This is a genomic window from Halomonas sp. hl-4, assembly GCF_900215475.1.
Lineage (GTDB): Bacteria > Pseudomonadota > Gammaproteobacteria > Pseudomonadales > Halomonadaceae > Vreelandella.
This window is the reverse complement of the sequence record NZ_LT907845.1, coordinates 3,162,582-3,174,000: the sequence shown is the minus strand read 5'-3', so window position 1 is coordinate 3,174,000 and position 11,419 is coordinate 3,162,582. Positions and strand designations below refer to the sequence as shown.

Sequence of the window (11,419 nt, the reverse complement as noted above, 5' to 3'; positions counted from 1 at the left end):
GGGCGCTACGTTTGCCATCCATGGCAAACAACCCTCGCAACAACCCGCCCCCGGCGCCCGGATCCCCTGCTTCAAGCTCGCGTTAAAAGTCCTTGCAGATCCGCAGGGCATCATAGATAGCCGCATGCGTATTACGCGGCGCCGTGCAGTCGCCCAAGCGGAACAGCAGGAAGCCATCGCCCTCCTCGCCTTTCTCATCAACCAGGCACGGCTGCGGCTTGATGGCGTACAGCGCCTCCAGGTCCACCTGCCCTTTGTTGCGGGACTGCTCTTTGAGGGCGTAATAGAGCGCTTCATCGGGCCGCACACCGTTCTCCACCACCACCTGATCCACCACGCGCTCTTCCAAAGCACCGGTGTACTCGTTTTCGAGCACCGCCACCAGGCCGTCGCCCTCGCGATAAACCTTATGCAGCATCAGGTCGGAGGACATGATCACCTCCTTCTCGTAGAGACTGCGGTAGTAGGTGGGGAAGGTGGTGCCGCCCACCGCCGCGCCGGGCTTGATATCATCGGTGACGATCTCCACCTTGGCGCCCTTGTCGGCGAGGAAATCCGCCGCCGAGACGCCGGAGAACTCGCAGATGGCGTCATAAATCAGCACGTTGTTACCCGGTGCCACTTTGCCCGAGAGAATATCCCAGGTGCTGACCACCAGGCTCTCCTCGGCGTTCTCCGAGTAACCCCACTCGGGGTGCTGGCTCAGGAAGGGCTGACCACCGGTGGCGAGCACGACGATATCCGGGCGCAGGTCGAGTAGCGTTGCTTCATCGGCGCGGGTGCCCAGACGCAGATCGACTTTCAGCCGCGCCAGCTCCAACTGGTACCAGCGGGTGATACCAGCGATCTGATCGCGCTGTGGGGCCTGGGCGGCAATGGTGATCTGTCCGCCCAAAGCGTCAGCAGCCTCAAACAGAGTGACATCGTGACCGCGCTCCGCAGCGACCCGCGCTGCTTCCATACCGCCAGGGCCACCGCCGACCACCACGACTTTGCGCTTGGCGCCTTCGGTCTTCTCAATGATATGCGGCAGCCCCATGTACTCACGGGACGTGGCGGCGTTTTGGATACACAGCACATCAAGGCCCTGATACTGGCGGTCGATGCAGTAGTTAGCGCCCACGCACTGTTTAATCTGGTCGATCTGGCCCATCTTGATCTTGGCGATCAGGTGGGGGTCGGCAATATGTGCCCGGGTCATGCCGACCAGATCGACATAGCCCCCTTCGAGAATACGCTGGGCCTGGTTGGGATCCTTGATGTTCTGGGCGTGGATCACCGGCACGTTCACCACTTCCTTGATCCCTGCCGCCAGATGTAGGAAAGGCTCTGGCGGGTAGGACATATTAGGAATGACGTTGGCCAAGGTGTTGTGGGTGTCGCAACCGGAGCCGACCACGCCGAAGAAATCCACCATGCCGGTGGCATCGTAGTAGGCGGCGATCTGCTTCATGTCGTCGTGGGAGAGGCCATCCGGATGGAACTCGTCGCCACAGATCCGCATGCCGACGCAGAAGTCGTCACCCACTTCAGCGCGCACCGCCTTGAGCACTTCCATACCGAAGCGCATACGATTTTCGAAGCTCCCGCCCCACTCGTCGGTACGCTTGTTGACCCTTGGGCTCCAGAACTGGTCGATCAGGTGCTGGTGCACGGCAGACAGTTCGACACCGTCGAGCCCGCCCTCTTTCGCTCGGCGCGCGGCCTGGGCGAAGTCACCAATGATGCGCCAGATCTCCTCTTCCTCAATGGTCTTACAGGTGGAGCGGTGCACCGGTTCACGGATACCCGAGGGCGATAGCAGGGTCGACCAGTCAAAGCCGTCCCACCGCGAGCGGCGTCCCATATGGGTAATCTGGATCATGATCTTGCCGCCATGCTTGTGCACGGCATCGGCCAAGTTCTGGAAGTGCGGGATGATGCGGTCGGTGGAAAGATTTACCGAGCTCCACCAGCCCTGGGGGCTGTCGATGGACACCACCGACGAGCCACCGCAGATACACAGGCCGCAGCCGCCCTTGGCCTTTTCCTCGTAGTACTTGACGTAGCGCTCGGTGGTCATGCCGCCGTCGGTGGCATGCACCTCGGCGTGAGCGGTACTGACCACGCGGTTGCGGATGGTCAGCTTGCCGATGTCGATCGGCTCGAAGATTGCGTCGAATGCCATGATGTTCTCTCCTCGTAGCCGGGTTAGCGGGCGCCGTCGGTCAGCGGCTTGACGTCAAAGATGCCCACATCGCAGTCAGGCTCGGCGGCACTCTGGGTCTGCTCGGCGACGGTGCGCAGTGAACTGCCACGTGCCGCGAGGATCTGGTCCATAGCCCCGGCGAACCAGCCGGTGAACATGTACTCTTCTTTTTTTCCCGTCTTGCCCAGCTGGTAAACAAAGGCGCTGTGCTCTAGACGCACGCTCGCTGTACCGGCATCGAGGTCGATGTGCTCGGTAATAAAGAGTCCCCAGCCGCGCTGGGAGAGGCGCAGCATATAGTGCTCAAAGACGGCCACGCCCTCGATCCCATGGCATTCGGCTTCTTTCTCGCACCAGTGCCAGGCGCTCTTGTAGCCGGCGTGGTAGAGGATCTCGGCATACTTCTCGGCACCCAGCGCCTCTTCGACGGCCACATGGTTGTTGATAAAGAAGTGTCGCGGTACATACAGCATCGGCAGGGCGTCGCTTGTCCAGACGCCGGTCTCGCTATCCACTTCGATGGGCAGTGCAGGGGCCAGTTTGGTCACGGTTATATTCCTCAAAATCATTGTTCTTCAATACATCTGGCTTGGCAGTCTCGGGGCTGGTTCGGCGATAGACCTGCGAGGAGGCGCTGTGAACCCATCCCTGGGCGCTACCTTCGCCATCCATGGCGAAGAACCTCCTCTCCGGCCTATCCCCGACGCCCCGATCGCGTCCAGTGTCGGTCTCAGTTCAATCAGGCACCCCATACATCCTTCAATACCCGCACCCAGTTCTCGCCCATGATCTTGCGCACCTGGGACTCGCTCATTCCGCGCTTCAGTAGCGCCTCGGTCAGGTTGGGAAACTCACCAATGGTGCGAATGCCTTCGGGGTTGATGATCTTGCCGAAGTCCGTCAGGCGGCGGGCGTAGCCCTTGTCATGGGTCAACCACTCGAAGAACGCTTGGTCGTGCCCCTGGGTGAAATCGGTACCGATGCCGATGGCGTCTTCACCGACGATGTTCATGATGTACTCGATGGCCTCGCAGTAATCGTCGATGGTCGAATCGACACCCTTCTTGAGGAACGGTGTAAACATGGTGACGCCGACAAAGCCGCCGTGGTCGGCAATGAACTTCAGCTCTTGATCGGATTTATTGCGCGGATGTTCTTTGAGACCTGAGGGCAGGCAGTGGGAGTAGCAGACCGGCTTTTTGGACTCGAGGATGACTTCTTCGGACGTTTTGGCACCCACGTGGGAAAGGTCGCACATGATGCCGACGCGGTTCATCTCGGCGACGATTTCGCGACCAAATCCGGAGAGCCCGCCGTCGCGCTCGTAGCAGCCGGTACCCACCAGATTCTGGGTGTTGTAGCACATCTGCACGATGCCCACGCCCAACTGCTTGAAGATCTCGACATAGCCGATCTGGTCCTCAAAGGCGTGGGCGTTCTGGAAGCCGTAGATAATGCCCGTTTTGCCCTCTTCTTTAGCGCGGGTAATATCCGCGGTGGTTCGCACGGGGCGTACCAGGTCGCTACATTCCGCCATCAGCTGGTTGGAGGCGACAATGTTATCGACCGTGGCCTGAAACCCCTCCCACACCGAGACCGTGCAGTTGGCGGCAGTAAGCCCGCCGCGCCGCATGTCTTCAAGCAGCTCACGGTTCCATTTGGCGATAATCAGACCATCGATGACGATAGCGTCATCGTGCAGTTCGGTGGGGGTCATGGCTAAGCTCCAGCAACATTGATGAATGTAGCGAGCATAGCGCTGACGTTGGGGTGAACTGCTCTTGGAAACGACAGCGGAAATTCCAAAAACGTCATTGTGTCTTGAACACGACCACTACGCGTGCTTCTGCCAACATTGCCGCCGAATAACGCCAAAATAGCCAGTAGCGATCATAAAAAACGTGCTACCCGGCAACGGGTAGCACGTTATAAGCATTGCTTGCGCAGTGGAGATTAGTCCAGCAACAACACGCTGGCAAAAGTAGGTTCGCCCTGTGCATTGGCAAGCGCCTGCTGAGCACCTGATGACGGCTCGTTGGCTGTCGGCTTGCTTCCCCACTGCCTGATTAAAGGTAACGGCTGACTGTTATTGCCTTGGCGATCATAGCCACCCAGACGCTCGTTTCTCGGCGGCACGCCAAAGTATTCACGGTAACACTTGGAAAAATGAGGCGTGGAAACGAAACCGCAAACGGAAGCGATCTCAATAATCGATAAGGAGGTTTGCTTAAGCAACTGCCGTGCCCGTACCAACCGCAACTTGAGATAATATTTAGACGGTGAGCAGAGCAGGTAGCGTTGGAACAACCGCTCTAACTGGCGACGGGACACATTAACGTAACGTGCCAATTCATCGAGTTCGATCGGTTCTTCAAGATTGGATTCCATCAAGGCGACGATTTCCAACAGCTTGGGCTGGGCAGTACCCAGCACGTGTTTGAGCGGCACACGCTGCTGATCCTGCTCGGTACGCACGCGCTCATAGATAAACATCTCTGAGATGCCTGCCGAAAGCTCGCGTCCATAGTCGTGGGCAATCAGGTTGAGCATCATATCCAGCGGTGCGGTGCCACCAGAGGCGGTGAATCGATCACGGTCGATAGAGAATAAATGCGGGGTCAGAACGACTTTTGGAAAAGCCTCCTGCATGGAAGCCAAGCACTCCCAGTGTACGCTGGTTTGATAGTGATCGAGCAGCCCCGCCTGCCCCAGCGCCCAGCTGCCCGTACATACCGAGCCTAACCGTTTTAGTTGGCGCGACTGCGACTGAAGCCAGCGCACGTGCTCCCGGGTAACGCTGTGCTGCGGGCCTACCCCGCCGCAAACGACCACCCACTCAAGCGACAGCGGGGTATGCATAGAGGCGTCCGGCGTCACCTGTAAGCCGTCGCTGGCGCGCACGGGCAAGCCGTCCTGGGTCAGGGTATACCAGCGATACAGCTCTCGGCCGGCCAACTGGTTGGCCATCCGCAAAGGTTCTATTGCGGATGCCAGAGAAATCAATGTGAAGTTATCTAACAGTAGAAAGCCCAGGGTTTGCGGTTCGCCTGTACGATTGAGCGGTGCTGTCTGGTCATTTGCTTGATGAGAACTCATCTTTACTACCTCGGTCACCTTTACGTCATCAAATTTTCTTGTTGATTTAGGTGTCGCTGGCGTTGTTCGGCTTCCCTGTGCGGCGTCAAATTCTCACCCACACATGGGTACTGCTCTTTAGTCGTATATTGGCACGAATAGTTTAAAACGCGACAAATTTTCTCTCGAAAAGCCAGCAACGCGTCGCAAATTAAACGCTCGATGTCGCTTTCAAACCGTGGGCTATGATCGCTCAGCAGAAAGGTCTGATTGGCGGCCATGCCTATGACACTTTATTTGATGACGTCTAGTTAATGAATGGCCTTAGAGCACCACCTCATAGCCTTCAAACTTGGGCGGGCCAAGGTAAATCCCTTCGGGCGACTTGGCATTGGCGTGAGCCTTGCGAAACGCCTCTGACTTGGTCCAGTCGCGGAAGGCTTCTTCCGACTCCCAGACACTGTGAGAAATAAACACGGTGTGATCTTCCTGGCTTTCGCCTTGCAGCATTTGGAACTGTTTGAAGCCCGGCACTTCTTCCAGGTGAGAGTCACGGTTACGCCATACCTCTAGGAAGTCCTCTTCGCGGCCGGGGGCAATACGGAAACGGTTCATGGCAATATACATTGTGTCTCTCCTACGGGTTGGGTAGCGCTAGGTTGATTACGCAAACGGTAGCTTGATGGTAACGTCAAGGCGTAACGGCGGATAGCCCTTTGCCACTCGGGGGCGTATGGCGAACACACACCTTCAGGTCGTCTGGTTTAAGCGCGATTTACGTATCCATGACCACGCACCGCTTGCCAATGCGGCAGCGGCGGGCCCGGTCCTGCCCATCTTTGCGATCGCACCTGAACAGTGGCAAGCACCCGACAGTGCTCTGCGCCACTGGCAGTTTGCCGCTGACTCACTTATCGACCTTTCCAACGCCCTGGAGACGCTGGGCCTGCCGCTGTGTATTTGGCAGGGCGATATTGTCGATTTGCTGAACGCCCTGAAAGTGCACTACAGCCACTTTACCCTTCACTCCCACCAGGAAACCGGCAACGCCTGGAGCTTTGAACGCGATAAAAACGTTAACCAATGGTGTCGTCAACATGGCATTACGTGGCAGGAGGCTCGCCAACAGGGAGTGGTGCGGGGTCTAACCAGCCGCATCGGGCACAAAACTCGCTGGGAAACTCATTGGGAAACGCTAATGGCGGCGGCACCCTTTTCTGCACCGCAAAACGCGCGAGTGGCCCAAGGATGGCAAGCCTTTCATCACATCGACGTTGAGCAGCTTCATAACCTAACGCTGGGATTTGATACCACGCCCTGCCCCGAGCGCCAGTCAGGCGGTCGTCGCGAAGGCCGCGCAGTATGGCGCAGCTTTATCAACCAGCGCGGGCGGCGCTATCGTGGATCGCTGTCTAAACCTTTGCTTGCCTGGGAATTTGGCTCGCGGCTGTCGCCCCACCTGGCCTGGGGCACGCTTTCCATGCGCGAAGTGGTCCAATCACTGCGCCGCCAGCGGCAAAAGCACGTCGACGATACCGCCTGGGCCCGTTCGCTGCGCGCCTTTACCTCGCGGCTTTACTGGCACTGCCACTTTATTCAAAAGCTCGAAAGTGAGCCAAGCATAGAGACGCAAACCCTTCACCCAGCACTGCGAGGCCTGCGGGAGCGCAGCCCAGAACATCCCAACCTAATCGCCTGGAAACGCGGCCAAACTGGGGTGCCGCTAGTAGATGCCTGCATGCGCAGCCTGATCGCCACCGGCTGGATTAACTTTCGCATGCGCGCCATGCTGATTTCCCACGCCACCTTTGGTTTAGGGCTGCACTGGCGTGAACCCGCCCTCCACCTGGCGCGGCTGTTTACCGACTTCGAACCGGGCATTCACTACCCTCAGGTGCAGATGCAGGCGGGCGCTACCGGCACCAACGCGCTGCGGGTCTACAACCCCATCAAGCAAGCGGAGGATAACGACCCCACCGGCGAGTTCATCGCCCGCTGGGTGCCGGAGTTAACTGCCCTGCCGCTGGAGTGGCGCGCCAAACCCTGGGCGCTGCCGGAAAGCCTGCACCAGCGATTCGGCTTTCAGCCCGGCGAGCACTACCCGCTGCCCAACGACTTTGAGTGTGAGGCGCGCCACTGGAAGAAGATGCTGTACGAGCTGCGTCGCACCCCGGATGCCCGAGACGCCAGCCAAGCGATTGTGGATAAGCTGGCTAGCCAGCGTCGGCCTTCAAAGCAGCGCGCTAAAAAAGCAAAACCCGCCAATCGGCAGCAGCTCTCGCTGTTTGATGACGGCGGGTTGGAAGGATAGGTAGCTGTTACCGCTTAGCTATAGCTAGCTTGTCAACAGAGGGCGCGGCCACATCGGGGAACAATACGGCATGGCATATGCGCCATGAGGAGGAGCCTAAAATTCGCCACATCGCTGATATTATTAGTGAATTTCTTCAGCAATGCCGCCAAACGCTACCCATCCTGCGTCTCGTTTGAGGAACGGCCGATATGTGCTTACTCAGTTGACAGGAAAGTGCCTAACGCCGCGCTTTGCAGCTGCTTTAGAGCGCCAGCGGAAACACAGCCCGACAACAGAACTTTGTAGCAACTTGCATCAATTGTTGCGTATTGCTACATTCAAGAAAACCCAACTTTGGAGGTACAAATGGCTACGAACAGCATTCGCTTAGATCAAAAGCTAATTGAAAAGGCAACCATTATGGCCAAGGCGCTTAATCGGACCCCGCCCAAGCAAATAGAACATTGGGCAAAAATCGGCGAAATCATGGAAGATAACCCCGACTTACCCTACGAGTTTGTAAGGCAGGCCATCATCGCGCAGGCAGAACGAGACGCCGGAAAGCTAGAGGCCTACGATTTTGGTTAAAGCCACGAGTGTCTTACAGACACCTACATTCAAAAAAGCGGTAAAGAAGCTCAAGCCTAACCAGAAAGAGGACCTTGATTTGGCCGTTAAGGAGCTTATGGCCAACCCTAACATCGGAGAACAAAAGAAAGGGGACCTAGCCTTCCTGCGAGTCCATAAGTTCAAGATGAACAAGCAACTGACGCTACTCGGCTACAGTTTTGATGATGGCACTCTTGTCCTTGAACTGATGGCACTAGGCTCACACGAAAACTTCTACCGCGATATTAAGCGTAAGCAGTGACGCTGTAACGCCCGCAGCACGCGCGGCTTTGTAATGGAGGCGAAGCCGCAATGAAAAAGGCGTCGCCGTGCCTGCGATACGTTGGAGGGTACCTGTATTGCTATTTTTCTCATCTAACCTGCCAAACCCAGCTTAGCACAAGGCCTTGGGAGCGAATGACTATCTCAGCTATGAGCTTTCAACGCATAAAAAAACCCGCCAATCGCCAACAGCTTTCACTGCTTGACGATGGCGGGTTTAGTGCTGCTTAAACGGTATTAGCTAAGCGCTTCCAAAGACTGCTCGATAATACTCAACCCCTCTTCCAATACGGCGACGGACACCGTCAGCGGTACCAGAATGCGGATGCTGTTGCCGTAGAATCCACAGGAGAGCAGGATCAATCCTTTTTCGCGGGCCTTGGCGCATAGCGCAACGGTCATCTGCGCGTCCGGCTTGCCGTCGCTGTTAAGCAATTCAAACGCTGCCATTGCGCCTAGCTGGCGGCCGTGGGCCACAGCGGGGAAACGCGCTTCCCATACCGCGAATCGCTCGGCAAGCATCTTGCCCATCTGCTCACTGCGCTCAAGGATGCTCTCTTCCTCGATCGCCTCGATGACCGCCAGTGCTGCCGCGCAGGAGAGCGGGTTGCCGCTGTAGGTGCCGCCCAGTGAGTTGGGGCCGGAGGCGTCCATCACTTTGGCACTACCCACGACGGCTGAAAGCGGCATGCCGTTAGCGAGACTTTTCGCGGTGGTAAGAATATCCGCCTCAATGCCGCTGTGTTCGAGGGCAAACAGCTTACCGGTGCGGGCAAAGCCAGACTGCACTTCGTCGGCAATCAGCAGAATGCCGTGTTCGTCGCACAGGGCACGCAGCGCTTTCAGGTAGTCCGGTGAGGCGATGTAGAAACCGCCTTCGCCCTGTACCGGTTCGATCACGATGGCCGCCGTGCGGTGGGGGGCGATATCGGTCTTGAACAGCGTGCGAATGGCATCAAGCGACGCCTCTTCGCTAATGCCGTGCAGCGGGTTGGGGAACGGTGCGCGGAACACGTCGCCCGGCATCGGGCCGAAGTCGTTCTTGTAGGGCAGCACCTTGCCGGTCATCGCCAGGGTCATCATGGTGCGGCCATGGAAGGCGCCATCGAAGGTGATGATGCCGGTGCGGCCCGTGGCGGCGCGGGCAATCTTCACGGCGTTTTCCAGCGCTTCGGCACCGGTGTTGACCAGCATCGCTTTACGCTCGGGACCGCGCACTGGAGTAAGTTCGCAGAGCTTTTGGCACAGCTGCACATAAGGGGCGTAGGAGATCACCGCGGCGCTGGTGTGCATCACCTTCTTGAGCTGCGCTTCTACCGCGGCGACGATTTTCGGGTGGCGGTGGCCCAGGTTGAGCACGCCGATGCCGCCGGCGAAATCGATCCAGCGGTTGCCGTCGGCATCCCACAGCTCGGCGTTTTCAGCATGCTCGGCAAACTGGGTGGTTGGCGTCGCAGCACCGTTGGCCACAAAGCGGTTTTTTAGTTCGTTCAGTTCTTGGTTCGTCATCATCGTTCTCTTTATAAACCGCCAACACAGACGTATTTCAGTTCGGTAAATTCATCAAGGCCATGGTGTGAGCCTTCACGACCCAGGCCGGACTCTTTTACGCCGCCAAAGGGTGCTAGCTCGGTGGAAATCAGCCCTTCATTCACGCCGACCATGCCGTACTCCAACTGCTCCATGGTGTGCCAAATGCGGCGGTAATCCGTGGCGTAGAAGTAGGCGGCTAAGCCAAACGGCGTATCGTTGGCCATGGCGATGGCCTCTTCATCGCGCTGGAAGCGGAATACCGGCGCTACCGGGCCGAAGGTCTCTTCGTCGGCTACCGCCATCTTGGTAGTGACATCGGCGAGTACCGTGGGGGTAAAGAAGCGATCACCTGCGGCGTGGGCCTTGCCGCCACACATCAGCTTGGCTCCCTGACTCATCGCGTCATCGACGTGGCGCTGCACTTTATCCACCGCCGCCTGGTTGATCAGCGGGCCGATAATGCTGCCCTCTGCTAGGCCATCGCCTACTTTTAACGCGTTGACACGCTCGGTGAGCTTGCTGACAAATGCATCGTAAATGCCGTCCTGCACCAAAAAGCGGTTGGTACACACGCAGGTTTGCCCGGCGTTACGGAATTTAGACGCAATCGCACCGTCAACGGCGGCATCCACATCGGCGTCGTCAAACACAATAAACGGTGCATTGCCGCCCAGCTCCATGGCGGTTTTCTTCACCGTGCTGGCGCACTGGGCCAGCAGGTGTTTGCCCACGGGTGTCGAGCCGGTAAACGACACCTTGCGCACACGTGAATCCGTGGTGAGCACCTCACCGACTGCGGCCGGTGCTGACGCGGTAATCACGTTAATGGTGCCTGCGGGCAGGCCCGCCTCCAGCGCCAAATAAGCGGCGGCAAGCGCCGTTAACGGTGTCGCCTCTGCGGGTTTGATGACCACGGTGCAGCCAGCGGCCAAAGCCGGTGCGCACTTGCGGGTAATCATCGCCAGCGGGAAATTCCAGGGGGTAATCGCCGCGACGACACCCACCGGCTCGCGCAGTACCAGCAGGCGCTTGTCGGCACCGTGGCTGGGCAGGGTTTCCCCGGCCATGCGCTTGGCTTCTTCGGCGAAGAACTCGATGAACGAGGCGCCGTAGATCACTTCGCCTTTGGCTTCCGCCAGCGGTTTGCCCTGCTCCAGGGTCATCAAACGGGCCAGGTCGTCGGCGTGCTCATGGATAAGCTCAAACCAGCGGCGTAACAGCGCCGAGCGCTGCTTCACTGGGGTAGCGCGCCAAGCGGCACCAGCGTTATAAGCAGCAGCCACCGCGTCACGGGTATCGTCGGCGTCCATATCAGCCACCCGGGCAATGATTTCGCCGGTAGCGGGGTTATCCACCGCAAAGGTTTGCTTGCCTGTGCGCCACTCGCCGCCTACAAGAGCGGGAACCGCGTCGTGCAACCACTGATCGATAAAGCTCAT

11 protein-coding genes are annotated in these 11,419 nt (G+C 58.1%); 3 read left to right on the top strand and 8 right to left on the bottom strand.

Annotated features, from left to right (window positions below; all coding sequences use genetic code 11):
* Window positions 1-82: 82 nt before the first annotated feature.
* The 6 genes from dgcA to CPH17_RS14960 form a co-directional block, all read right to left on the bottom strand.
* Window positions 83-2,167 (bottom strand): dimethylglycine demethylation protein DgcA, encoded by a 2,085-nt coding sequence (gene dgcA, locus CPH17_RS14985; protein WP_096300135.1) that lies wholly within the window; start codon window positions 2,165-2,167, stop codon window positions 83-85.
* A gap of 23 nt (window positions 2,168-2,190) precedes the next feature.
* Window positions 2,191-2,736, bottom strand: coding sequence for a DUF5943 domain-containing protein (locus CPH17_RS14980; RefSeq protein ID WP_074395043.1), 546 nt, complete (start codon window positions 2,734-2,736; stop codon window positions 2,191-2,193).
* A 191-nt stretch (window positions 2,737-2,927) separates the two neighbouring features.
* On the bottom strand, window positions 2,928-3,905 hold the full coding sequence (locus tag CPH17_RS14975) for a dipeptidase (protein ID WP_074395042.1): 978 nt from the start codon (window positions 3,903-3,905) through the stop codon (window positions 2,928-2,930).
* A 236-nt stretch (window positions 3,906-4,141) separates the two neighbouring features.
* Window positions 4,142-5,284: a GlxA family transcriptional regulator gene (locus tag CPH17_RS14970; protein ID WP_074395041.1), complete on the bottom strand. Its 1,143-nt coding sequence runs from the start codon at window positions 5,282-5,284 to the stop codon at window positions 4,142-4,144.
* 20 nt (window positions 5,285-5,304) lie between these two features.
* Window positions 5,305-5,544, bottom strand: a complete 240-nt coding sequence (locus tag CPH17_RS14965) for a hypothetical protein (RefSeq protein ID WP_074395040.1) — start codon at window positions 5,542-5,544, stop codon at window positions 5,305-5,307.
* Between the two features lie 43 nt (window positions 5,545-5,587).
* Entirely contained in the window at window positions 5,588-5,890 is a 303-nt protein-coding gene (locus tag CPH17_RS14960) for an antibiotic biosynthesis monooxygenase family protein (RefSeq protein WP_074395039.1), read from the bottom strand.
* Between the two features lie 106 nt (window positions 5,891-5,996).
* Between CPH17_RS14960 and CPH17_RS14955 the strand changes: the two genes are divergently transcribed.
* The 3 genes from CPH17_RS14955 (at window position 5,997) to CPH17_RS14945 (ending at window position 8,427) form a co-directional block, all read left to right on the top strand.
* On the top strand, window positions 5,997-7,574 hold the full coding sequence (locus tag CPH17_RS14955; protein WP_096300133.1) for a cryptochrome/deoxyribodipyrimidine photo-lyase family protein: 1,578 nt from the start codon (window positions 5,997-5,999) through the stop codon (window positions 7,572-7,574).
* Window positions 7,575-7,922: 348 nt separating this feature from the next.
* Complete coding sequence (locus CPH17_RS14950) at window positions 7,923-8,144, top strand: TA system antitoxin ParD family protein (protein ID WP_074395037.1); 222 nt, start codon at window positions 7,923-7,925, stop codon at window positions 8,142-8,144.
* The gene (locus tag CPH17_RS14945; protein ID WP_074395036.1) at window positions 8,137-8,427 is read left to right on the top strand and encodes a type II toxin-antitoxin system RelE/ParE family toxin; all 291 of its coding nucleotides are present in this window, start codon (window positions 8,137-8,139) and stop codon (window positions 8,425-8,427) included. Before CPH17_RS14950 ends, CPH17_RS14945 begins: the two co-directional genes overlap by 8 nt.
* Before the next feature lie 257 nt (window positions 8,428-8,684).
* Here the strand turns inward: CPH17_RS14945 and gabT are convergent, their stop codons facing one another.
* Complete coding sequence (gene gabT, locus CPH17_RS14940; protein ID WP_096300131.1) at window positions 8,685-9,956, bottom strand: 4-aminobutyrate--2-oxoglutarate transaminase; 1,272 nt, start codon at window positions 9,954-9,956, stop codon at window positions 8,685-8,687.
* A gap of 11 nt (window positions 9,957-9,967) precedes the next feature.
* The gene (locus tag CPH17_RS14935; protein WP_096300129.1) at window positions 9,968-11,419 is read right to left on the bottom strand and encodes an NAD-dependent succinate-semialdehyde dehydrogenase; all 1,452 of its coding nucleotides are present in this window, start codon (window positions 11,417-11,419) and stop codon (window positions 9,968-9,970) included.

Bases quoted from the DNA above. Each gene is read 5' to 3' on its own strand.
- dgcA (WP_096300135.1), bottom strand. From the start codon at position 2,167: ATGGCATTCGACGCAATCTTCGAGCCGATCGACATCGGCAAGCTGACC.
- CPH17_RS14975 (WP_074395042.1), bottom strand. From the start codon at position 3,905: ATGACCCCCACCGAACTGCACGATGACGCTATCGTCATCGATGGTCTG.
- CPH17_RS14970 (WP_074395041.1), bottom strand. From the start codon at position 5,284: ATGAGTTCTCATCAAGCAAATGACCAGACAGCACCGCTCAATCGTACA.
- CPH17_RS14965 (WP_074395040.1), bottom strand. From the start codon at position 5,544: ATGGCCGCCAATCAGACCTTTCTGCTGAGCGATCATAGCCCACGGTTT.
- CPH17_RS14960 (WP_074395039.1), bottom strand. From the start codon at position 5,890: ATGTATATTGCCATGAACCGTTTCCGTATTGCCCCCGGCCGCGAAGAG.
- CPH17_RS14955 (WP_096300133.1), top strand. From the start codon at position 5,997: ATGGCGAACACACACCTTCAGGTCGTCTGGTTTAAGCGCGATTTACGT.
- CPH17_RS14950 (WP_074395037.1), top strand. From the start codon at position 7,923: ATGGCTACGAACAGCATTCGCTTAGATCAAAAGCTAATTGAAAAGGCA.
- gabT (WP_096300131.1), bottom strand. From the start codon at position 9,956: ATGACGAACCAAGAACTGAACGAACTAAAAAACCGCTTTGTGGCCAAC.
- CPH17_RS14935 (WP_096300129.1), bottom strand. From the start codon at position 11,419: ATGAGCTTTATCGATCAGTGGTTGCACGACGCGGTTCCCGCTCTTGTA.